Origin of the sequence: Kordiimonas sp. (assembly GCF_965216265.1) — a bacterium.
Lineage (GTDB): Bacteria > Pseudomonadota > Alphaproteobacteria > Sphingomonadales > Kordiimonadaceae > Kordiimonas.
This window is the reverse complement of the sequence record NZ_OZ244153.1, coordinates 1,800,172-1,823,531: the sequence shown is the minus strand read 5'-3', so window position 1 is coordinate 1,823,531 and position 23,360 is coordinate 1,800,172. Positions and strand designations below refer to the sequence as shown.

The window sequence follows — 23,360 nt, the reverse complement described above, 5'->3', positions numbered from 1 at the left end:
ATTCATATTTCACATTATTTCGTCCGTTCAAACAACAATTGATACAAAAAGTGTTCTTGTGTATGCTTTTGTAAATGTAAAAATGTCGATATGTAAATTTTGTAAAATATTGAGAAACCCATGGTTGAAGCAGCAACAAAGAAGATATTTGCAGGCCCTCGCATACGGCGGCTCAGGCGTGAACTGGGGCTTAGTCAGTCGCAAATGGCGGCGGCGCTTGCGTTTTCCACAAGTTATCTCAATCTGGTAGAGCGCAATCAACGTCCTGTTTCTGCTCAGTTTTTGCTGCGTCTGGCAGAGGTTTACGACGTTGAGCTAACCTCCTTTGCCGGTACCGATGAGGCGCGTGCTTTTGCAGACCTCTCGGAGGTACTTGCGGACCCCATGTTCAAGTCCATCGGCCTGTCGCGCGGCGAGATGCAGGACATGGCGGACGCCGCACCGAAGGCCGTGGAGGCATTTACACTTCTTTACAAGTCGTTTGAGCAGGCCCGGCATAACGCAAAAGAGATCTCCAGCCAGTTCGCGGAACGCGAGGGTGGTGAGGTTGATTCTATCTTTCCGGTGGATGAGGTGCGGGATTATATCCACGACCGAAAAAACTACTTCCCCGAGCTTGATGAAGCGGCAGAGACGCTGCACGACGAACTGGGCCTCAGCCGTGATGATGCCTTCATGGTGCTTTCAGGCAGGCTTGATGAGGAGCACGGCATTCGCGTACGCATCATGCCGCATGAGGTGATGCCTGAAACCCTGAGGCACTTTGACTTGCACCGCAGGCAACTGCTGGTGAGCGAGATGCTGGATGCGCCTGCGCGGGTGTTCCAGCTCGCTTTCCAGTTGGGCATGCTTGAGCTCAGGCCCATGATCCAGCGGCTGGGTGACATGCACTCCTGGCAGACGGAAGAGGCGCGACGGCTTGTGCGCATCAGTTTGGCTAACTATTTTGCTGGCGCGCTTTTGATGCCCTACGGGCGTTTCTTGCGGGACGCAAAAACCCTGCGCTATGATATTGAGCACCTTGGCCGCCGTTTTGGCACCAGCTTTGAGCAGGTATGTCACAGGCTTACCACGTTGCAACGCCCCGGTGAGCGTGGCGTTCCTTTCTTCTTTATCCGTGTAGACAAAGCGGGCAACGTATCGAAGCGTTTTTCTGCTGGCCGCTTCCATTTCTCCCGCTTTGGCGGGACGTGCCCGTTGTGGAATGTGCACGATACCTTCGCGAATTCAGGCCGGATCGCCACCCAGATCATCCAGATGCCGGATGACACCACCTATTTCTCGGTCGCGCGCACTGTCAGGCGCGTCGGGGCGGTTTATGGTCAGCCGGACCAGCAACTTGCCATTGGTCTTGGATGCGACATTGCTTACGCAAGAGAGCTTATCTATGCGACCGGCCACGACCTTGAGACATTGGACGCCACACCTGTGGGGCCAAATTGTCGGTTGTGCGAGCGGCCCGCGTGCCCGCAGCGGGCCAACCCGCCGCTCACCCGCAACCTTGTGCTCGACGAGCGTTCTCGTGGCATATCGGCATACCGTTTCAGCCAGGAATAAATCTAGCTGAAACATTGTTTCAGGGTAGAGTAATAATATTTCAAGAAATTCCGGCGGCTTTCTGGGGCTTATTTGATTCTTGAAATAATCTTGCTCACAATTTCGCCATTTGCCGTTGCCAAAATGGGGCGTCACACGTAGCGTGTGCCGCAAATGATAAACCACTCTTTGTGAGGCCCGATACATCATGAGTACCAGCGTTCTTGACCTGTTTAATATTGGCATTGGCCCATCAAGTTCCCACACGGTGGGGCCGATGAAAGCAGCGCGTGAATTTGTTGAGAAGCTGGATGAAGACGGCAAGCTTGAGAACACTGCGCGGCTGGTAACAAAACTCTACGGTTCTCTTGGTGCTACCGGGCGGGGTCACGGCTCTGATGGTGCCGTTATCCTCGGCTTGTTGGGCGAATGCCCACGTGCCGTGGATGTGGAAGGTATTCCTGATCTGATCGCCGGTGTGCGGTCAGGCAAAAGCCTCAATCTCATGGGTAAAAAAGCAGTGCCGTTTGAAGAGGACACAGACCTTCAGCTTCTGCCGCGTGAGCAACTGCCATTTCACCCCAACGGTATGGAGTTTTGGGCCTACGGTGCGGACGGTGCTGAGCTTTCCCGCGCGATCTATTATTCCATCGGTGGTGGCTTCATTGTGCACGAAAACGAAGCCAAAAAAGACAAGTTCGTTGAGGAAAAGGTGGCGTTGCCCTACCCGTTCAAAAGTGGGGTTGAGCTTCTGGAGCATTGTGCAAAAAATGGCAAATCTATCTCGGCCATCATGATGGCGAACGAGAAGAAGATGCGCAGCGTGCAGCAGATCAGGGCTGAGCTGCTTGAAATCTGGAGCGTGATGCAGGAATGCGTGCGCCGGGGCTGTAGCCGGGGCGGAGAGATGCCAGGCCTCAAAATCAAACGCCGGGCGGCTTCGCTCTATCGTCAGCTCGCCGATAGGCCTGAAACAGCGCTTACAGACCCGCTCACCATTCTGGACTGGGTGAACCTCTATGCCCTTGCGGTGAACGAGGAAAACGCTGTTGGTGGCCGCGTGGTCACCGCACCCACGAACGGTGCTGCCGGCATTGTGCCCGCGGTGCTGCATTATTATGCGCGGTTCATTCCCGGTGCGAATGACGACGGTGTTGTGCGTTTCCTTCTCACTGCTGGTGCAGTTGGCAAGTTGTTCAAGGAAAACGCTTCCATCTCTGGCGCGGAAGTGGGCTGTCAGGGTGAGGTTGGCTCAGCATGTTCGATGGCGGCTGCAGGGCTCACGGAAGTGCTTGGTGGCACACCTGAGCAAGTGGAAAACGCGGCGGAGATTGGTATGGAGCATAATCTTGGTCTTACATGTGACCCCATAGGCGGCCTCGTGCAGGTGCCGTGCATTGAACGGAACGCCATGGCGGCGATCAAGGCAATCAACGCTGCGCGGCTCGCGCTTAGGGGTGATGGCAAACATTTTGTCTCGCTCGACAAGGTAATTCGCACCATGCGCTTGACCGGACGCGATATGCGCTCAAAATATAAAGAAACGGCACGCGGCGGATTGGCTGTTACTGTGCCGATTGCAGCAACGGTGGTTGACTGCTAGGCGCCTATTAAAACTGAAGGGGAGAGCGGGATGGAAAGTTACGTTAAAGGCGATACTTCGGACCCGCTCCTTCATGCCACCATCGGCGAAGTGTTGCGCCAGACCGCAGAAAAATTCCCCGATAACGAAGCGGTTGTCTTTGTAGACGACGATATCCGCCTGACATGGGCTGAGCTGTATCATGACGCGGAGGCTATTGCCGCCGGGCTGCTTGCGCTCGGGCTGGAGCCGGGGGACCGTGTCGGTGTCTGGGGGCCAAACCGCATTGAGTGGGTGCTCGCGCAGTTTGCCACGGCGCTCGCCGGGCTTATTCAGGTGAATATCAATCCGGCCTACCGGCTTTCCGAACTTGAGTATGCGCTCAACAAGGTCGAGTGCAAAGCACTGATCCTTGCGGACCAGTTCAAATCCTCCAACTATGAAGAGATGCTGCAAACGCTGGCGCCTGAGCTGCCGGACTATCCGCACGGCAGACTGGATGCGGAGCGCTTGCCCCATCTCAGGTTCGCGATCACCATGGCGGATGAGGCACCGGGCGGGTTTTTCTGTTTTGCCGATATCGCAGATTTTGCCGAAGACGAGCACTATGAAAAACTGGCGTCTATCACACCTTCCCTGAAGGCGGATGATGCGATCAATGTGCAGTTCACCTCCGGGACCACAGGCTCGCCAAAAGGCGCGACACTCACGCACGTCAATATCCTCAATAACGCCCGGTACTGCGCTAAGGGTATGAGCCTGAGTGACCAGGACCGGCTTTGTGTGCCGGTGCCGCTTTACCACTGTTTTGGTATGGTGATGTCTGTGCTCGCGTGTATGACCGTTGGCGCCACGCTGGTGTTTCCCGCAGAAGCATTTGAGCCCAAAAGCGTGTTGGATGCAGTTGCGCAGGAACGCTGCACAGGCCTTCAGGGCGTACCAACCATGTTTATCGCAGAACTGGCACACCCTGATTTCAAAGGTTATGACCTCACGAGCCTTCGTACCGGCATCATGGCAGGTTCACCTTGCCCGGTGGAGGTGATGAAACGTGTGATCTCAGACATGCATATGAGCGAATGCACGATTGCTTACGGCATGACGGAGACGAGCCCCGTGAGCTTTCAGACCGGGCTTGATGACCCCCTTGAGCGGCGAACGTCTACCGTGGGGCGTATCCACCCGCATGTAGAAGTGAAGGTGGTTGACGAGGACGGACATATCGTACCCCGAGGCACACAGGGTGAGCTGTGCACGCGGGGTTATCTGGTGATGCAGGGGTATTGGAACGATGAGGAGCGCACCGCTGAGTCGATTGATGAAGACGGTTGGATGCATACGGGCGACCTGGGGGTGATTGACGAAGAAGGTTACTGTCGTATCACCGGCCGGGTGAAGGATATGGTTATCCGCGGCGGCGAAAATGTGTACCCTCGCGAGGTGGAAGAGTTTCTCTATGGCCACCCGGATATTGAGGACGTGCAGGTTTTCGGCGTACCTGATGAAAAGTTCGGCGAAGAGCTGTGCGCCTGGGTCCAGCTCAAGGACGGCTGCCGTGGAGATGCGGATAACATCAAGGCCTATTGTGATGGCCAGATCGCGCATTACAAAATCCCGCGATACATTCGTTTTGTTGACGAATACCCGATGACCGTGACCGGAAAAATCCAGAAATTCGAAATGCGCAACACCATGATCAAGGACCTTGGCCTCAAGGTTGTGGAGACTGCATAGGCAGCCCAAACGTCAATCAAGCGTCGCCGTATTGCCATTCATCCGCCGTAATCTTCTCTAGAATGAGGCCTCGGGGATAAAACGAGGATGACCGGTAATGTTGCGTATGTTGTTGATTATATTTTCCTTCGCCTTGAGCACACAAGTAGTAGCGGATGCTGACGCGGAGAGCAGTATCCCGATGGCCAGGCTCTATGACGGATACGAGAAATATCTGGAAAAATCTGTCAACGATGAATTGGCGCTGCTGCCAGTTTATACGCTTACTTCCAAAGAGGTGGAACCAAGCGAGATCAAGCTTCACTTCCGCTATCAGAATCAGGAATATGCGTTTGGCCCGGAGGCGGATGGGCGGCTAAGGTTTCGCCCAACGGCCGATATGCTGGAAGCCAATCCGGTTGTTTTCAGCAACCAGCCAAAAGGCACGCTTGCCATTACCTTGAGTGTGGATGTCGCTGTCGTTTCAAAGACAAGGTACAAGGTCAGTGACCTGCACGACAGGGTCCACCAGGCTTGGGGTGAAGCCAAAAGCTTCCGCGGTGTACTTTCCGTTTTTGCCGCCAAGCACAGTGGGCTCAAGGTCATTTTCCCTGAAAGCTGCACCGACAAAAAATGGTCGGTTCTCAAAGGGCAGAAAGTCGTAGTGTCCGGTGAGGATGAAGCCGAATTTTTGCTCGACTTTGGTGACAAAAAGGTGCGCAAGGCAGACTATGTGATGCTGTCCTGCAGGCCCTACCGTTTTTCTCTCAACTAACCCCCTTGCATGCTGGCGTCGGATGTTTGAGGTTATGCTAAAGGCATCGTCAAAAACACTCCTGAGGTACAAAGCCCATGGCACGAACCTACGCCAGTTTCCCCGCTATATATGAGCTGGTGCGCGAAATTCCCGAAGGGCAGGTGGCAAGCTACGGCATGGTGGCCAGCCTGTTGCCTGGCGTTACACCACGCATCGTTGGTTTTGCCATGGCGGGGACGCCGAGGGGTGAGGGTATCCCATGGCAGCGTGTCATCAATTCCGCCGGGCAGATCAGCGAGCGTGAAGGAGCCTCCCGCCAGCGGATGCGCCTTGAGGAAGAAGGCGTGACCTTCAAAAAATCCGGCAAGGTGGATTGGAAATTGCACCGATGGGAAGGCCCGGGCGAAGCATGGCTCGGAAAGCATAACATCGAGTTTATGGACTTTCTCACCATTCAGTCGGGCTGGCCCGGGTAGCCAAAACCGCCTCAACTGTTTGACGGCTTTTCCGCTTCGTCTGCCGCCGTCGCTTCAGTTTTGGATGCCCCCAAACCGCGAATATCTTCCACAATCAACACGATCGCGGGTAGCACAAACAGCATTAGCGTGCTGGATATCAATAGGCCGGTTGCGAGGCTGACGGCCATGGGGATCAGAAACTGTGCTTGTGGGCTTGTTTCCGAGATAATGGGCAGTAGTCCAAGCGCTGTGGTGATGGTGGTGAGCGCGATAGGCCGGAAGCGCCGGAGCGTTGCGCGCACAGCCGCGTCAATCGGTATGGTGCCGGGCGTTGAAAGCTCGATGTTGTAGCGGTCCACCAGCACCACAGATGCGTTAACAACCACACCGGCCAGCGCCACAACCCCAAACATGGAAACGAAGGACAGGTCGAACCCGAGCACCATGTGGCCGATAATCGCACCAGCAATCCCAAGCGGGATAGACACGATGATGATCACCGGTTGCAGGTAGCTCTTCAGCTGGGTGGCCACAAGCGCATAGATCACAAGAAGCGCCAGCGTGAAGCCCCGCAGGAGCGACGCAAAATCCTCATTCTGTTCGCGCGACCCGCCTTCCAGTTGCCAGCGAAGCCCAGGGTGAGCCGCCATGATATCGGGCAGTATACTTGCCTGTATCAGCTCATTCACCACATTGGGCGTTGTGATGCCTTCATCCACATCTGCGGTAACGGTCAGAATGCGTCTGCCATTCACACGCTCAATTGAGGTTGGGCTGCGCCCTTCTTCAATGGTGGCAACATGGCTGAGCGGCACTCCTTCGCCCGAAGGCAACCTGATGCGAAGCTTTGTGAGTGCCGTCAGATCATGGCGGGTCTCGCGCGGATAGCGTACATAAACCTTGATCTCATCCCGGCCGCGTTGAATGCGTTGTACTTCGTCGCCAAAATAGGCCTGCCGTAGCTGGCGGGCGAGGTCTTGCGGGCGCAGGCCCGCCGCATGGCCAGACGGGGTCATGGTAAACTCAAACTGCCGCTTGCCGAGGTCAAGGCCAGCGTCAATCTGGTCAACGCCTTCGATAGCGCTCAGGCGGTCCGCCAGTTCACTTGCGGCTTTTTGAAGCTCTCGTTGGTCGACATGGGTCATTTCATAGCCCACATCAACGCTGCTCGGGCCGATGGTTGAAGCATAAGAAAGTGTTTCGGCACCCGGCACAGTACCCACGGCTTGTTGCCAGCGACGGCTAATTTCGCGGGATGAAATACTGCGTGCGTCTGTTGGCACCAGCTCAACGGTAATTTGCCCCAAATGGCTCGCGAGAGAGCTTGAGGATAGGGAGCCAGGGCCGGTAGCCTGTGAGTATTTGGCCCCGATCGTGATGGCGACAGCGTTGATAACCGTTTCCCCGGTCTCATCCTCAATTTCCTGCGCCACTTTTTTGAGCGCGGTTTCTATCTGCTCCATTGCTTCGACGGTTGCGTCAAATGGAGCACCTTCCGGGAGTGCCAGGTTGGCAGAAATCTCTGTACCTTCGATGCTGGGAAAAAACACAACACGTACAAAACCCGCACCCACAAGCGAGCTTGCAATCATAATAAAACCAACTGCGGCAGCGAGGGTCACATAGCGAAACTCACTGGTCTTGATGATCAAACGCTGAAGTGGCCCGACAGCAAAAGCATCCAGCGAGCGCGACACCTTGAGCTGAAACGCGCGCAGCATGCCTTTGGACCATCTTTTCTCATTGGAAAGGTGGGTAGGCAGGATAAGCAGCGCTTCAATGAGCGAGACAAAAAGGATAGCGATTACCGCCACCGGTATGGGCCGGGTTATCTCCGCAAACGTGCCGGTCTGGAACAGGAGCGGCGCAAAAGCGGCCATGGTGGTGAGTACACCAACAAGCACAGGCGCGAAGATGTTTTTCACGCCTTCAAAGGCGGCGCGGCGGCCCTTGTGACCCGCCTGTTGTTCAGAATAGATATTCTCCCCCACCACGATGGCGTCATCCACCACGATACCAATCACGACAATGAGCGCAAAAAGAGTGACCATGTTGAGCGAAACACCTGCGCTGCCGAAGATCAGGAAACCACCAAGGAAGCTGATTGGAATACCCATCGCCACCCAAAAGGCGAGCTTGAAATCAAGCGTGATCACGAGCATCAGAAATACAAGCGCAAAGCCAAGCAGCGCGTTGCTGGTGAGCAGGCTGATGCGGTCTGCCAGAATCTCCGTCTGGTCGCGAAAGACAATCAGCGCTTGCCCTTGTGGCAGGGTGACTGTGCCCACATAGTCGGAAACCTGACTTTTAACCAGCAGGATATCCTTGCTTTCGTTCCTTAAAATATCGAGGAAAATAGCCGGTGCGCCGTTATAGGTGTTGATAAGCTCGTCGTCCGTGAGGCCGTCTTCAACCCGCGCGATATCACCCAGCCGGAGGCTTTCTCCGTTCGCGGTGGCGCGTAATGTGATGTTGGCAAACTCTTCGCCCACGCGGGCTTTTGCATCCGTGCGCAACAGGATCTGGCCACCACCGGACTTGATCGTGCCGCCTGAAAGCTCGATAGACGATTGCCGCACAGCTTCGGCTACTTCGCCAAAGGTGAGCCCATATTTGCGGAGTGTATCCTCGCTCACTTCAATAGATATCTCGCGGGCACGAGTGCCGCGCAGGTTTACAGCCGACACCACCTCAAGCGCGAGCAGGTCACGTTCAAGCAGCTCAGCGGTTTGGCGCAGGTTCTCTTCTGCTGCTTGTCCGGTAAGCACCAACGTAAGCACATTCGAGAGCGACTGAGTAACGCTGACAATAGGCTCTTCCGCGTTGCCGGGCGGGAAATCGATCAGCGCATCGATGGCAGCCTGTACCTCGTCTTTCACGCGGTAGGCATCGATAAAATCTTCCAGCTCAAGCACAACACTCGCCCGGTTCTCAAAGGCGTATGACCGCACGCGCTCAACACCGTTGATGCCAAGTACGGCTTCTTCCACCCGGCGGGTGATGCTGTCTTCAACTTCAAGCGGGGTAGCGCCGGGGTAGGTGACGCTGACCGAGATGGTGCCAACATCAACGGTTGGGAACACCTCTGACCGCATGGTCACAGCCGTCATCAAACCCCCGACGATCAGGAAAACCATCAGCAGATTGGTCATCACCGGGTTTTCAAGGAATTTAGCGACGAGCGTTAAAAGCCCACCACCTTCAAGCTTGTCTTTGCTCATGACGGTGACCCATCACGGTTACGACCATTATGATTACGGACGGTAACCGGGCGGTTGACAAAGCTTGTGGGGACTTCCGTGGTGACTACGCCGTCGTGGGCATCAAAAGGCATGGTGAAAATATAATCGCCTGCAACATCAATAACCTGCACGTCAGTTTGGCGAAGTCTGCCGGACTGTACGGTCCAAACGGTCGTACTGGTGGCCAGCGCTGTTTGCGGCAATTGGTAGAGCGTGCCGGATACGGCGGTTTCAACATCGATCTGCACAAAAGCGCCGGGCACAATATCCATGCCTTCGGGCACTGCTGCAAAAATCGGTTGCAGCCGGGTTTTATCACTCAGCGCGCCACCAATGCTCGATATTGCCGTGTCTGTGGGGCCTGCGCCGATCATATCGCTGGAAAGCGTTACGGTTTTGCCGGGGCTAAGTTGCAGCAAGGTAAGGTCTTCCGGTGTGATGCTGGCGCGCACGCGAAGGCCATCAAGCGCATAAAGCGAACCATATTGACCATTGGCGTTAAGAAGTTGCCCCTTCTCCACCCGGCTGTCGGTGATGCGCGCGTCATAGCCGAGGCTGTATTTGGTGCGAGACAAATTTAGTTTCGCTTGCGAAACAATAGCTTTGGCAGAGCGCAATTTTGCCTCAAGCGCTTTTACCTGAGGTTCTTTGGCGACAAGGGCTGGTGCGGGCTCGCTGGGGAAAACACGTTTCCAGTCTTTAATATAGTTGCCTGCGGTTGCCTCGGTTTGCAGCAATTCCGCTTCTGCAGCCGCGACCTGCGCTTCGGCCTGTTCAAGCGCCAGCTCGAAATCCAAAGGATCAATCTCAAACAAAATATCGCTGGCGTTTACGGTCATGCCGGGGGCGAGGCGGGGGTGAATGGTTGTGACACGGCCAGATACTTGCGGGGTGATGGTGACACTGGCGCGCGCTTCAACTTCACCGGTCAGGGTCCGTTTGAGGGTATGAGCCACTTCACGCGGCGTGACGATATCGACGACCACTTGCTCGAGGGATTGGGAGACACCGGGGCCGCTGGCGCCACCGCTTCGGATCAACCTGGTGACGCCGATGGTGCCAGCCACCACCAGAACAACCAAAATCACCTGCAAAAAGCCGATGGAACGCTCCGACCCGCGTTTCACATGGAATGCCTCGATAACCCGTTTCATAGGTGCCCCTTTGTTTGTGTCGCTTCTCTATACGAGGCGAAACCACAAAAGCCGTCAAAGTTTTTTTGGAAACTGCGGCAATTGTGAACAGGAACTAGGGCAAAGAGAGCTTAGGCCAAGGGGTTACCTTGTTTTAGCTGTAGTACGCTCGGTACCAGTCTGCGAAGTTTTTAACGCCAATCTCGATGGGCGTGTCTGGCTTGTATCCGGTTGCGGCTTCCAGTGTTTCAACGCTGGCGCTGGTGTCTGGCACGTCGCCGGGCTGAAGGGGCAGGTAATTCTTGGCCGCCTTTTTGCCAAGGCAATCTTCCATAATTTCAATATACCGCATGAGTTTCACCGGCTGGCCGTTGCCAATGTTATGGATCCGCCACGGTGTTTTTGATGACGCCGCAGCAGGGTTTCCGCTATCCCAAGCTTGATCTGGGGTGGCGGGCGTATCCAGTGAGGCAACAACCCCGCGCACGATATCGTCGATATAAGTGAAATCTCGCATGTGGTTGCCGTTGTTGAAAACATTGATCGGCTTGTCGTTCAAAATGGCGTCTGCAAAGAGAAAAGGGCTCATGTCAGGTCGGCCCCAAGGGCCGTAAACGGTAAAAAAGCGCAAGCCCGTGGTGGGGATATTAAAAAGATGCGAATAGCTGTGCGCCATCAGCTCGTTTGCGCGTTTTGTGGCGCCGTATAGCGCAACCTGGTGGTCCGCAGGGTCATGCACAGTAAACGGCATGTTGGTATTGGCGCCGTAAACCGAGCTTGAAGACGCATAAACCAGATGGTCCACCTTGTTGTGGCGGCAGCCTTCAAGGATGGTGAGGAAACCGGTGATATTGCTATCGATATAGTCAAATGGCGCGTCAAGCGAGTGACGAACTCCGGCCTGTGCCGCCAGATTGATAACACCGTCAAACTTTTCGGTTTCAAACAGCGCCGCGATGCCCTCACGGTCTTCAAGGCTCATCTTAACGAACCTGAACGAGCCAGTTGGCTTGCCACTTTCTTGAGCGCCGGGGTAGATGTCCTCAGATAACTCACCGCGTGCAAAGGCCTGAATACGAGCCAATCTGGCTTCCTTGAGCGATACGTCGTAATAGTTGTTCAGATTGTCGAGGCCGACGACTTCATCGCCTCTCGCGAGCAGATAAAGCGCGACATGGCTACCAATAAAACCCGCAGCACCGGTGACGAGAACCTTCATAAAACCACCTTCTGAATTGACCACATCGCAATCTATATCACTGTTGTGACAGTTGATGGTAACTTCCCGCTAAACCACTATAAATTCAAGATTTAAGCGAAAAAATCAGTCAGAGGCGCGGGTGTAGTGGCGGCGGGGCGGGCGAAGTTTGCGCGCGGTTTCCCTGTTTTTCTCGTTATCTTTCTCTGCCTCACGCATCGCCTGCATCTCGCCGGTTTTGTACTGGATCGGCCAATGCGGGTCTTTGACCCCATAATGCGCGGCGGCCGCGCGGGTGAAGGCGGGGTTGTTGAGGTGGGGGCGCGCGAGCGCCACTAAGTCTGCCCGGCTGGAGGCAAGGATGGTGTTAATTTGTTCCGGAAGCGTAATGTTCCCTACAGTCATTACCGGAATGTCAACTTCCGCCCGGATAAAATCGGCAAATGGCACCTGGTACATCCGGCCATAAATAGGTTTTTGGTGGGGCACGGTTTGCCCGGTGGAGACATTGATGAGGTCAACATCAGCATCCTTGAACGCCTGTGAAATGACCTTCAAATCCGCCCAGTTTATGCCGCCTTCAGCCCAGTCCCAAGCCGATAGCCGTACGGAAATTGGCCGGTCATCGGGGAAAGCATCCCGCATGGCGCGAAACACCTCAAGGGGGTAACGGGCGCGGTTTTCTGCGCTTCCGCCGTATTCGTCAGTGCGGGTATTGGTGAGCGGTGAGAGGAAACTGGCGATCAGATAACCGTGTGCGCCGTGCAGCTCAACCATGTCGAAACCCGCGCGGGCAGCGCGTTCCGTGGCGCCCACAAACTCGGCCTTGATGCGGTTCATGTCATCCCGGTCCATAGCCTTAGGCGTCTGGTTGACACCGGCCTTGAAGGGGATGGCGGAGGCGCTGATAAGCGGCCAGTTGCCGGATGATTTTGGCAGGTCTGCCCCCGCTTTCGGGTGTTTGGTGGAGCCTTTGCGGCCCGCGTGGCCGATCTGCATGCACACCTTGGCACCGGAATTTTCATGAATAAAATCAACAATTTGCCGCCAGGCGTCTTCCTGTGCATCGTTCCAGATACCGGTGCAATAATCGGTAATGCGGGCGTCTGGGCTCGGGCAGGTCATCTCGGTGAACACCAGGCCCGCACCGCCCACGCCGCGCGCGCCGTAGTGCATCAGATGCCAGTCGGTCGGCATGCCGTCAGCGGCGGAATATTGCGCCATTGGCGCCACCACCACCCGGTTCGGCACCGTCATGCCACGCAAGCGAAACGGCGTGAACATGGGCGTTGGGCGCGCCTCCTGAAAGCTCATGCCACACCCCCCGGTTTTTTCGCCACACTTGCCCGAATCTGTGGCGGAATCCGTGGCATTGTGTGGCGCGAGTGTGGCGTAAAATTCGTCCTCAACTTTCGCCAAAAACCCAGCATCCCGTAGGGCTAGATTGTCCCATGTGATGCTTTTTGAGCGTGACATCAGCGCAAAGGCGAATTCATAGCGCTTTTTGGTGAAGTGGCGCGGCATGTCCTCAAACCAGCGCAAGCTCACATCCGCCGCGTGCTGGATGATCTCAACCGGCGTCCGGCGCTTGTCTTCATAGGCTGCGATGATCGCATCCCGGTCGCCTGCGTTTTCAAGCACGCTGTCTGAAAGCCCGATGGCACATTCCATCGCAAGCTTGGTGCCGGAGCCGATAGACCAATGCGCGGTGGCCTTGGCGTCACCAAGCAGGATGGTTTTACCCTCCGCCCAGGTATCACACCGCACACGGGGAAACCGCCTCCAGATCGATCGGTTGGTAATCAGGCCGTGGCCCGCCAGCTCTGCCTCAAACACTTGCTCAAGAAAACGCGCGCTTTCCTCTTCGCTCATGTTCTCAAACCCACAATTTTCATAAGCCTCGGGCGTGCATTCAATCACCCAGGTGGATTTCCCGGCCTCATACTCATAGGTATGGGCGCAGAAATGCCCTTCCGGCGTTTCCTTGAAAAAAAACGTGAAAGCATCCAGTGGCCGGGTGGAGCCAAGCCAGGTGAAATAGTTTTTGCGCATCTCAACGCTGCTGCCAAACTTTTCTGCCCGCGCGTCGCGGATAGCACTTCCGATTCCGTCGGCGGCGATAATCAGGTCACTGTCATTGAAATTCGCTTCCACCGTTTCAGCGTTCACTCGCGTGCCGAAGCTGAGCTTCACGCCCACATCGCGGCACCGCGCACATAAAATCTCAAGAAGCTTGAAGCGCGAGCATCCGGCAAAACCGTTGCCGCCAATGATGGTGCGGTCGCCGCCCTTTTCCACCACAATATCCTGCCAATAGGCGAAATGATCGCGTATCAGGTCATAACTCGCATCGTCTGCGGCAAAAAACTCATCCAGCGTTTCGTCAGAAAACACCACACCAAAACCGAAGGTATCGCCCTCAAGGTTCTGTTCAATCACCTCGATCTTGAAATCAGGCCGCGCCTTTTTGGTCAAAAGCGCAAAATAAAGCCCGCCGGGGCCGCCGCCAATAACGGTAATTTTCATCGGTTTCCCTCACTACAGTCCGCATGAAGCGGTGTGTTTTCTTCCAGTCATTCCCGGCGAGCGGCCCTGGGCGCGGGGGAAGGCAATCCAGAAAATCGGTGTCATGGAAAACCTTTCTCTTTTGGCCCTTTTGGGCATATGGACTCCCGCCTTCGCGGGAGTGACGCTTTGGTGTGCGCTTGCCTCTAACTTGCCATCCCGTGCCCCAAACCTCTCATTGACCATGGGTCTCTTCCTCTCTGTCATCCCGGCGAAAGCCGGAATCTCCTCGCCGCCGTGCCTCGCTACTTGATGAGGTTCTGGCATCAAGTGCCGGGACGACAGCGCGAGGTCTGCCGAAGCGACAGCCTGAGGTGCCGGACTATGGTGCCCCTCAGTCTTTTGGCAATACGGCGGTGGTTTCAATCTCGATTTTTGCCCGCGCTTCCATCAGGCCAGACACCTCAACACAGGCCATGGTTGGATAGTTTTTGCCCATCAGCTCGCGCCATACAGCCCCCATGCCGGAAAGGTTTGCCAGATACTCGTCCCGGCTGGTTACATACCATGTCATGCGGGTGATATGCTCCGGCCCCGCACCCGCCTCAGCAAGGATGGCGAGCGTGTTTTCAAGCGTTTGCCTAAGCTGGCCAAGGAAGTCCGAAGCCTCAAAAACCATGTCTTTTGTCCAGCCAATCTGGCCCGCAATAAACACCATGCGGCCTTCAGCCATTACGCCGTTTGAATATCCGCTTGGCCGTGGCCAGCCTTCCGGCAACAGGGTTTTCATGCACTCTCTCCGTTCTGGTCTGGGTATCTCTCTGTACCATTCTCTGTATTATTCGCTGGCCAGTTGGCCATTTTGGCCCTCATGTCATCGGGCCAGCGCAGGCTCTGGCCGGTGGCCATATCCAAATGCACCAGCACGAGGTTGCCGCTCAGCCGGGCCTCGTCGCCGCACGTGGCCGCTATCTTCAGGTGGCAGCTTGCACCGCCAAGGCGTTCAACTGCCAACGTGAATGTCAATTTGTCATCAAGCTTGCTGGGTGCATGGAAATCCACCTCGATATGAGCGGTGGGTACGGCCCGTTTTTCTACCAGATGAAGCTGACGGAAACTGAACCCAAGGCCGTCTGCAAACCAGTCCTCAACCAGATCGTTGATCAGGCCAAAATAGCGCGGGTAAAACATGATGCCCGCCGCATCAACATGGGCAAAGCGCACCTGCACGTTTTTGGAAAAAACTGGCATCAATTCCCCGGTTTCTGGTGGTTCGTTAAAAGCTGATCTGAAAATACTTTAGCACTAAATTAAATTGCCCACAAGTAGGGTCTCGGGCTTGGTCTTTGGCCTGGTTTGCGGCACGGTTTTGCCACAAGTGTAAATGCATCAGAAAAGGTGATTCGCGTGCGCGCAAACGAGGTGAGATAATGCTCATCGCACCGGACCGAGGGCGTCCTGCCTTCGGCGTATGGTGCCAGAAGTTCCCGATATCAGGAGTTCTCAATAAATGAGACTGGTCATTCTAGTGGCTGCCTTTGGTATGCTCGGTGCTACACTTGCGCTCTCCCCCACCTTTAGCCCTGCCGCGCAGGCGCAAAGCGCTACCCCACAACAACAGGGCGTGCAGGCCCAACTGGTTGCGCTGGCGCAAGCCGGGAATTGGGAGGGTTTCAGCGCCTTTGCCACGGCTCAGGTCGGGGCCGGTAACGCGGCCATGCTGGCGGGCATCGCCGACGCCATGGCTGACATGGGTCTCGCGCTGGCTGATAGTGACGATGCATCCGCCACGGCAATGACACTGGCGGCACTGGCGCTAGTTGAAGACCCCAGTGTGAACAACGCCAATGCCAGTCTCGCAGCGAAGGTTGGCAATGTGGCGGCCCAGGTGCGCACAAAAATACAGCGCCGCAACCCAGCAGGCGCTGCCGCCATTCAGGCTTCGGCGGCTCGCAGCTCGGCCAGCGGGCTATTCATTGCGTTTAATGCCGCGCCACAAACCATATCGACCTCATCCACCACCCCGGTTGTGGTGGTGCAGCGCCGGACCCCATCGCGGCCTGACACGTCTGAGGTTCCCGTGGTTACAGAGCCCAACCCGTCACAGTCTGGCAGCCCAACCTGACCAAACAGGTTGTAACCTTCCGGGCGTTTGCGGCAGCACTTGTTGCGATATAACCACATGACAGACACCTCATGCGTGTCTGTCACCGTATCGCAACATGTTATCTTTTGACTCGCCGTCGGGATTGTGCGATTTTCACATTATGTATTAATACCGTTCTAGCGCCTTTCAGGGGGCCAGTAACGTTATATAATGGAAAGAATTGGAACATACTCATGCGTATAGCCATTATGATCGCCGCTTTAGGTATTGTCACTGCGGCACCAATGTTTGCACCAACCACGCTTTTGCCGCAGGCGGAAGCACAAACGGCAGATGCCGCCAGCGCGCTGGAAGCTGAACTTCTGGCAGCGGCTGGTGACGCTACCGCTATTCAGGCGATCATTACGCGTGAGCAGGGGGCTGGTAACAGCGCGGGCCTTGCACGGGCGCTGGCCAGAGCGGCGACAACACTGGCCGCCACGGATGTGACCGGCGCCGCCGACCTTGTGAGCCAGGCGGTGAATATCGCAGCGGCCGCTGGTGATTCGACTGTCTCGAGTGAGGTCGGCGCCGCAGCCAGCACCGTTGCTTCAACAGCGGTTGCCCGGGGTGATAGCGAACTCGCAACGGCTATTTCACAGCAAATTGCCACCAACTCGAGTGTGGAAATTGCCTCGTCTTATGTTAACTCTGGTGGCACCGGCGGTTCTGTGGTTCCTCAGGGCGGCGCCACCGATACTGGGGGGGAAACTTCTCCAGTGTTCACACCGACGCGAGACAATACCACCCTAGATCGTATCACTCCTCCAAAACCACCGGAAGAACCAGTGGTGCCGATCGTGCCCGAGCCAAACCCATCACAGGCTGGCAGCCCAGTCTAGGGGAAGCCCAGTCTAGGAGCAGCTCAGTCTAGGAGCAGCTCAGTCTAGGGGCGTCGCAGCCTAAGGGCGGCCCGACCTAAGGTCAGGGCGGGCCTCAGGCAAGTGAATGAATTTCAAGAAGGTCGGGTTTGCCCGGCCTTTTTTGTTTGGCTTCGTCTTGCCGAGGCTTTCAGCCTGACAGCTCTTCTATCTTTCGGATCCGGCGTTTGATGGCGCACACTTTTGTCATCCCGTGCTCTGCCGCAGGCAGGTGACATTGCGGGGTCCAGAAAACAAATAAAGACTTAGCTGAAAGCGAAGACATCTTTGTCTCCGGCAGGGCATGGGATGATGATATGAGAAGGCGGGCATCGGCCCGTGGCGCTGCGCAGGGGTGCGCGGTGCAAAAGCCACAGCCGGTCAAACACCAAGTTCTTGGCAAACATATGTTTTTGACAGCCCTGCCAGTTTGTGCAAATCTTTGACAGAATATCTACATGGCCCGCTGGCTACGTTCCAACGGGCACTTTTTTGGATTGGAGCATGTCCATGCGTTTTGCAATGTTGATCGCCGCTTTTGGTATCATGACCGGCGCACCAGCCTTGGTGCCAGCGCTCAGCCCTGCCGCCCACGCGCAGGCTGCTGCTGCATTGACCCCGACTGTGGTATTGACCCCGGCAGAACAGGCCCTGCAAACGCAGATCGTGACATTGGCCAACGCCGGGGATACCGCTGGCCTTAATGCGTTGATCGAACAGCAGACAGCCTTTGGCAATGCAGCGACGCTGGCCAAGGTTGCCAAGGCTGTTGCTGAGAGCGGTGTATCACTTGTGAGTTCCAACCCGACTGGCGCCGCCGCGCTGGTGAATGCAGCCATGCTCATCGCAAGCGACACGTCTGTCGCGGCAGCAGACAATACAGTTGGTTCTGCGGTTGGCGCATCGGCCTCGCTCGCGGTGGTGCTCATGGGTAGATCTGCTGAAGGTGATGCAGATGCGGCAGCAGCAGTGATATCTGTGGCGACCGCAGCCAAGCTTTCCAGCAACACCAGCGTGGGCGAAAGCTTTTATGCTAACGGTGATACAAGGGCGAAACAGGCTTACGACCGGGTAGTGCCGCCAACGACGACCACAACGCCAACCACGCCAACCACGCAAACTGTGCAGCGGCGTCAGACCCCACCACCGCCGCCGCAAGAGCCAGTCGTGCCGATCGTGCCTGAGCCAAACCCATCGCAGGCTGGCAGCCCAGTCTAGGAGCAGCTCAGTCTAGGAGCAGCTCAGTCTAAGGGCGTCGCAGCCTAAGGGCGGCCCGACCTAAGGGCAGGGCGGACCTCAGGCAAGTGAATGAATTTCAAAAAGGTCGGGTTTGCCCGGCCTTTTTTGTTTGGCTTCGTCTTGCCGAGGCTTGCAGCCTGACAACCCTTCTATCTTTCGGATCCGGCGTTTGATGGCGCACACTTTTGTCATCCCGTGCCCTGCCGCAGGCAGGTGACATTGCGGGGTCCAGAAAACAAACAAAGACTTAGCTGAAAGCGAAAACATCTTTGTCTCCGGCAGGGCACGGGATACCGGTAAACGAGCGTGGCGCAGGCCTTGCGCTGTTTGAAACGCCGCACCTTGTCTGCACCGCTACAGTCTGGGCGTTCAACGCTGAAAACGGTGACGAGACATAAGTTTTGACCATTACGGGCGTATGTGGCAAAATAAGGGAAATGCTCCGGTGGGGCACTATTATGAAATTGGAGCATACTCATGCGTATAGCCATTATGATTGCTGCTTTAGGTATTGTCACTGCGGCACCAATGTTTGCACCAACCACGCTTTTGCCGCAGGCGGAAGCACAAACGGCAGATGCTGCCAGCGCGCTGGAAGCTGAACTTCTGGCAGCGGCTGGTGATGCTGCCACGGTGCAAGCGATCATTACGCGTGAGCAGGCGGCTGGCAACGGCGCAGGCCTTGCACGGGCGCTGGCCAGAGCGGCGACAACACTGGCCGCCACGGACGTGAGCGGGGCAGCCGACCTTGTGATTCAGGCGGTGAATATCGCGCAGGACGTTGGTGATGAGGCTGTCGTGAATGAGGTTGGTGTTGCAGCCAGCACCGTTTCGACCACAGCGATGGACCGGGGTGATGCCGCCACAGCATCGAATATCACAACCCAGGTTGCCATTGGCCGGTCTACCAACCTTGCCATGGCGTTTGTTAACGCCGGTGGCAGCGCGGGTCGTGTGATTACACAGACAGGTAATACCCAGCAGCAAACCGGGCAGACGCCGACAGTCCAGCGCCGTGCAGTGACGCGGCGTCAGACCCCTCCACCGCCGCCGCAAGAGCCAGTCGTGCCGGAAGTTCCTGAGCCAAACCCATCACAGGCTGGCAGCCCGGTCTAAGGGCGTCGCAGCCTAAGGGCGGCCCGACCTAAGGGCAGGGCGGGCCTCAGGCAAGTGAATGAATTTCAAAAAGGTCGGGTTTGCCCGGCCTTTTTTGTTTGGCATGCTCGTTGTCACCCCCGCGAAGGCGGGGGTCCATAGCGCAGCAGTCAATCGTGAGACGGTTGCTTGACCTTTGAAGTGTGGATTTCCTTCCCTTGCGTCCAAGGCCGCGCGCCGGGAATGACTGTTCACTGTCAGGACCGCAATTTAAAGCGCTGCACCTTGCCTGTCTGTGTTTTGGGCAGCTCATGAATAAACGTGATGGCGCGCGGGTATTTATAGGGCGCGATGGTTTTTTTGACATGGGCCTTCAGCTCATCCGCGAGGGCATCGCTGCCGGCAATATCTTTTGTGGTGACCACGAAAGCCTTCACGATCTGGCCACGGTCAGCGTCCGGCACGCCAATGACAGCACATTCCGCCACCGCGTCATGCGCCAGCAGCGCGGCCTCAACCTCCGGCCCGCCAATGTTATAGCCGGAAGAGACGATCATATCGTCTGACCGCGCGATAAAGGTGAAATAGCCGTCTGCGCTTTGGCTGTAGGTATCGCCGGTGACGTTCCAGCCCTCCTGCACATATGTTTTCTGCCGCTCATCTGCCATATAGCGGCAGCCGGTTGGGCCCTTGACCGCCAGCCGCCCGGTGGCAGGGGGCGTGAGTATGGTGCCCTCATCATCCAGCACGCAGGCCTCATAACCGGGTACGGGTTTGCCCGTGCTGCCGGGTCTGATCTCATCATAAGGAGCCGAGATAAAGATATGGATCATCTCTGTCGCGCCGATACCGTCCATCAGCTTGAGGCCGGTGGCTTCAAGCCACGCATGATAGGTGGCCTCTGGCAATGTTTCGCCCGCAGAGATACAGCGCCGCAGGCTTGAGAGCCTGCGCCCTTCCATCTGCCCCAGCATGGCGCGGTAGGCTGTGGGCGCGGTAAAGATGATGGTGACACCATGCCGTTCGATCGTGTCCATGAAAGCGTCCGCGCTTGGGCCGCTCGGCAGCGCGACCGCCGCGCCAAAACGCGCGGGGAAAACCACAAGCCCGCCAAGCCCGAAGGTGAAGGCAATGGGGGGCGAGCCACAGAAAACATCATCCGCCCGGGGCTCTACAATATGAGCGGCATAGGTATCAGCCATGATGAGCACATCGCGGTGGAAATGCATGCAGGCTTTGGGCTGGCCCGTGGTGCCGGAGGTGAAAGCCAGCAGCGCCACATCATCCTGCGCGGTGGCCACCGGGGTAAACTCGGTCGGCTTATCTTTCATATGCGCTTCAAGTTCCGTGCTCTCCTCCCCAAAGCCCATGATTTTAAGCTTGCTGTGGGTGAGCTTGGCGGCAACTGCCAACTCATCCATCAGGCTGTTTTCACTGAGCGCGAGCGTGATCTCCGCCTTGTTGCAGATGGTGACAAGTTCCGGCGCGCGCAAAAGCGGCATGGTGGCCACAACAACGCCGCCCGCCAGCAGCACGCCGTACCACGCCGCCAGCATCATGGCTGTATTGCGTCCGCGCAGCAGCACCCGGCCCCCGGGCACCAACCCCATATCAGCGGTGAGCACATGCGCGATGCGGCTGGCTTCAGCGGTCAACTCCGCATAGGTCCATGCGCCGCCTTCCCACAGAATGGCGGGGGCATCTGGCGCGCCGCCTGCAAGCAGCGCAGCCGCTGCGTTCAAACGCTCAGGATACGTCAGCTCCGGCAGGGTAAACTTCAGCTCCGGCCACAGGCCTGGGCTTGGCAGATTATCCCGCGTAAAGGTGTCGATATGGGCGCTCTCATACATTGTTATGGGCATAGTTGTGGGCTCCCCTCCCAAAGTTCCCAAATGGTGCGTCTACTCAGATAACAGCTGCCGGGCGATCACCAGCTTTTGCACTTCCGATGCGCCTTCATAGATGCGTAGCGCGCGAATCTCGCGGTAGAGTTCTTCCACCTTCACGCCCTTGGTGACGCCCATGCCGCCAAACATCTGCACCGCCTTGTCGATCACGGTTTGTGCGCTGTCTGTGGCATAAAGCTTGGCCATGGCTGCCTCCCGCGTGACACGGGGCGCGCCGCTGTCTTTCGTCCATGCTGCGCGGTAAATCAGAAGCGCTGAAGCGTCGATATCAAGCGCCATTTCCGCCAGCCGTTCCTGTGTGATCGGCAGGTCTGCAAGCGGGGCACCAAAAAGGTTGCGCGACGATGTATGCCGGACAGCTTCCTCAAGTGCGCGGCGCGCGAACCCGAGGGCTGCGGCACCCACCGTTGAGCGGAAGATATCCAGCGTTTGCATGGCAAGCTTGAAGCCGCCGCCCGGTGTGCCGAGAAGGTTCTTCTTGGGGACTACGCAGCCATCAAACTTGAGACGTGCGAGCGGGTGCGGCGCGATCACCTCAATGCGTTCCTTGACCTTCAGGCCACTGGTGTCCGCGTCTACCACCACGGCGGACAGGCCACGCGCGCCGGGTGCTTCGCCCGTGCGGGCAAACACGCAGTAGAAATCAGCGATGCCACCGTTGGAGATATAGGTTTTCTCGCCCGTGAGGCGGTAACCGCTCTTTTTCTCCTCGAGCGTGCTGGCGATTTGCGCGACATCAGACCCGGCCTCCGGTTCCGTGAGCGCAAAGGCCGCGATTTTTTCGCCCATTGCTACAAGGGGCAGGTAAGCGAGTTTGACCTCTTCACTGCCTGCCAAGGAGATTGCGCCGGAGCCGAGACCCTGCATGGCAAAGGCAAAATCAGCGAGGCCGGAATGCCGGGCCAGCGTTTCGCGTATGATACATAAGGAACGCACGTCCAGTTGGTCAAACACGCCGCCATAGGCTTTGGGCACCGCATAGCGAAGCCAGCCACCGGCGCCAAGCGCACGCACCAGCACACGGCAGGTGTTGTCTATATCATCATGTGCGCCGGGGGTGTCCGTGATGGCAGGCAGGGTGCTTAAAGCCCAATTGTCCAGCTCACGCGCGAGTGTGCGGTGGTGGTCGTTAAGAAACGGCCAGCTCAGGAAGGTTTTATCTGCGCGGGAATGTGCCATCAGTCCCCCTTAAACACAGGTTTTTGTTTGGCAACAAAGGCGTGATAGGCACGCTCAAAATCTTTGGTCTGCATGCAGATAGCCTGCGCTTGCGCCTCTGCCTCAATGGCGGCATCCAGGCTCATGTCCCATTCCATGTTGAGCTGGTTTTTGGTCATGCCGTTCGCAAAGGTCGGGCCCGAAGCCAACCGAGCAGCCAGATCTTTTGCCTCCGCCGCCAGTTTGCTTTTGGCCACGATACGGTTGAAGAAACCCCAGCGTTCACCTTCTTCCGCGCTCATGGTGCGCCCGGTGAATAACAGCTCGGACGCCCGGCCCTGACCAATGATGCGGGGCAGGATGGCGCAAGCGCCCATGTCACAGCCCGCGAGGCCAACCCGGTTAAAGAGGAAAGCGGTGCGGGCGTCCTTGGTGGCGAGCCTGAGGTCTGACGCCATGGAGATAATGGCGCCCGCGCCAACACAGATACCGTCCACCGCAGCAATGATCGGCTGTGGGCAACCGCGCATGGCCTTGACCAGATCACCTGTCATGCGGGTGAACTTGAGAAGGCCGGGCATATCCATCTTCACGAGCGGCCCAATGATTTCGTGCACGTCTCCGCCCGATGAGAAATTACCGCCAGCACCCGCCATGATGATAGCCTTCACTTCGGGCAGGTATACAAGGGTGCGAAACGTGTCGCGCAGCTCCGCATAGCTCTCGAACGTCAGGGGGTTCATCCGGTCAGGCCGGTTGAGCGTGACGGTGGCGACACCATCTTCAAACTGCCAAAGGAAATGTTTGGGCTTGAATGTTTTGGGGTTCATG

General features: G+C 56.7%; 20 protein-coding genes. 10 read left to right on the top strand and 10 right to left on the bottom strand.

From position 1 onward, the window contains the following. Positions 1-120: 120 nt before the first annotated feature. From ACOOGA_RS08260 to ACOOGA_RS08240, 5 genes are all read left to right on the top strand, one after another. Complete coding sequence (locus ACOOGA_RS08260; protein WP_417462349.1) at positions 121-1,557, top strand: helix-turn-helix domain-containing protein; 1,437 nt, start codon at positions 121-123, stop codon at positions 1,555-1,557. Positions 1,558-1,744: 187 nt separating this feature from the next. Continuing rightward, on the top strand, positions 1,745-3,139 hold the full coding sequence (locus ACOOGA_RS08255; RefSeq protein WP_417462348.1) for an L-serine ammonia-lyase: 1,395 nt from the start codon (positions 1,745-1,747) through the stop codon (positions 3,137-3,139). A 30-nt stretch (positions 3,140-3,169) separates the two neighbouring features. Then, the gene (locus tag ACOOGA_RS08250) at positions 3,170-4,852 is read left to right on the top strand and encodes an AMP-binding protein (protein WP_420430447.1); all 1,683 of its coding nucleotides are present in this window, start codon (positions 3,170-3,172) and stop codon (positions 4,850-4,852) included. Positions 4,853-4,985: 133 nt separating this feature from the next. Next, positions 4,986-5,606, top strand: coding sequence for a hypothetical protein (locus tag ACOOGA_RS08245; RefSeq protein ID WP_420430445.1), 621 nt, complete (start codon positions 4,986-4,988; stop codon positions 5,604-5,606). Positions 5,607-5,683: 77 nt separating this feature from the next. Next, complete coding sequence (locus tag ACOOGA_RS08240) at positions 5,684-6,064, top strand: MGMT family protein (RefSeq protein WP_420430443.1); 381 nt, start codon at positions 5,684-5,686, stop codon at positions 6,062-6,064. Between the two features lie 11 nt (positions 6,065-6,075). Here ACOOGA_RS08240 and ACOOGA_RS08235 read toward each other — a convergent pair whose 3' ends face one another. The 6 genes from ACOOGA_RS08235 to ACOOGA_RS08210 all read right to left on the bottom strand — a co-directional run bounded on the left by ACOOGA_RS08235 (position 6,076) and on the right by ACOOGA_RS08210 (position 15,375). Continuing rightward, positions 6,076-9,267 (bottom strand): efflux RND transporter permease subunit, encoded by a 3,192-nt coding sequence (locus ACOOGA_RS08235; RefSeq protein ID WP_420430441.1) that lies wholly within the window; start codon positions 9,265-9,267, stop codon positions 6,076-6,078. Then, positions 9,264-10,442, bottom strand: a complete 1,179-nt coding sequence (locus ACOOGA_RS08230; protein WP_420430439.1) for an efflux RND transporter periplasmic adaptor subunit — start codon at positions 10,440-10,442, stop codon at positions 9,264-9,266. The genes ACOOGA_RS08235 and ACOOGA_RS08230 overlap by 4 nt, the downstream gene beginning before the upstream one ends. 133 nt (positions 10,443-10,575) lie before the next feature. Then, on the bottom strand, positions 10,576-11,640 hold the full coding sequence (locus ACOOGA_RS08225; RefSeq protein ID WP_420430437.1) for an NAD-dependent epimerase: 1,065 nt from the start codon (positions 11,638-11,640) through the stop codon (positions 10,576-10,578). 105 nt (positions 11,641-11,745) lie between these two features. Continuing rightward, positions 11,746-14,145, bottom strand: a complete 2,400-nt coding sequence (locus ACOOGA_RS08220; RefSeq protein WP_420430435.1) for an FAD-dependent monooxygenase — start codon at positions 14,143-14,145, stop codon at positions 11,746-11,748. 373 nt (positions 14,146-14,518) lie between these two features. After that, entirely contained in the window at positions 14,519-14,914 is a 396-nt protein-coding gene (locus ACOOGA_RS08215; protein WP_420430433.1) for a RidA family protein, read from the bottom strand. Next, positions 14,911-15,375, bottom strand: coding sequence for an acyl-CoA thioesterase (locus ACOOGA_RS08210; RefSeq protein ID WP_420430431.1), 465 nt, complete (start codon positions 15,373-15,375; stop codon positions 14,911-14,913). Before ACOOGA_RS08210 ends, ACOOGA_RS08215 begins: the two co-directional genes overlap by 4 nt. Before the next feature lie 259 nt (positions 15,376-15,634). On the opposite strand from ACOOGA_RS08210, the gene ACOOGA_RS08205 reads away from it, so the two are divergent. The 3 genes from ACOOGA_RS08205 (at position 15,635) to ACOOGA_RS08195 (ending at position 18,348) form a co-directional block, all read left to right on the top strand. Then, on the top strand, positions 15,635-16,249 hold the full coding sequence (locus ACOOGA_RS08205) for a hypothetical protein (protein WP_420430429.1): 615 nt from the start codon (positions 15,635-15,637) through the stop codon (positions 16,247-16,249). Positions 16,250-16,464: 215 nt separating this feature from the next. Beyond that, positions 16,465-17,112 (top strand): hypothetical protein, encoded by a 648-nt coding sequence (locus tag ACOOGA_RS08200; protein ID WP_420430427.1) that lies wholly within the window; start codon positions 16,465-16,467, stop codon positions 17,110-17,112. A 528-nt stretch (positions 17,113-17,640) separates the two neighbouring features. Next, a complete protein-coding gene (locus ACOOGA_RS08195) occupies positions 17,641-18,348 on the top strand; it encodes a hypothetical protein (protein WP_420430425.1) in 708 nt (235 codons plus the stop codon). Positions 18,349-18,426: 78 nt separating this feature from the next. Here the strand turns inward: ACOOGA_RS08195 and ACOOGA_RS08190 are convergent, their stop codons facing one another. Further along, positions 18,427-18,636, bottom strand: a complete 210-nt coding sequence (locus ACOOGA_RS08190) for a hypothetical protein (protein WP_420430423.1) — start codon at positions 18,634-18,636, stop codon at positions 18,427-18,429. A 2-nt stretch (positions 18,637-18,638) separates the two neighbouring features. Here ACOOGA_RS08190 and ACOOGA_RS08185 point away from each other — a divergent pair, with 2 nt between their 5' ends. Next, positions 18,639-18,767, top strand: coding sequence for a hypothetical protein (locus ACOOGA_RS08185; protein ID WP_420430421.1), 129 nt, complete (start codon positions 18,639-18,641; stop codon positions 18,765-18,767). A 79-nt stretch (positions 18,768-18,846) separates the two neighbouring features. Continuing rightward, complete coding sequence (locus tag ACOOGA_RS08180; protein WP_417462335.1) at positions 18,847-19,485, top strand: hypothetical protein; 639 nt, start codon at positions 18,847-18,849, stop codon at positions 19,483-19,485. A 236-nt stretch (positions 19,486-19,721) separates the two neighbouring features. Here ACOOGA_RS08180 and ACOOGA_RS08175 read toward each other — a convergent pair whose 3' ends face one another. From ACOOGA_RS08175 to ACOOGA_RS08165, 3 genes are read right to left on the bottom strand one after another with little or no spacing between them, the layout of a single operon-like run. Continuing rightward, positions 19,722-21,326 (bottom strand): AMP-binding protein, encoded by a 1,605-nt coding sequence (locus ACOOGA_RS08175; protein WP_420430419.1) that lies wholly within the window; start codon positions 21,324-21,326, stop codon positions 19,722-19,724. Between the two features lie 39 nt (positions 21,327-21,365). Further along, positions 21,366-22,550, bottom strand: coding sequence for an acyl-CoA dehydrogenase family protein (locus ACOOGA_RS08170; RefSeq protein WP_420430417.1), 1,185 nt, complete (start codon positions 22,548-22,550; stop codon positions 21,366-21,368). Continuing rightward, positions 22,550-23,359 carry an enoyl-CoA hydratase family protein gene (locus ACOOGA_RS08165; RefSeq protein ID WP_420430649.1) on the bottom strand — a complete coding sequence of 270 codons (810 nt, stop codon included), beginning with the start codon at positions 23,357-23,359 and terminating at the stop codon, positions 22,550-22,552. Before ACOOGA_RS08165 ends, ACOOGA_RS08170 begins: the two co-directional genes overlap by 1 nt. Position 23,360: the final 1 nt, after the last annotated feature.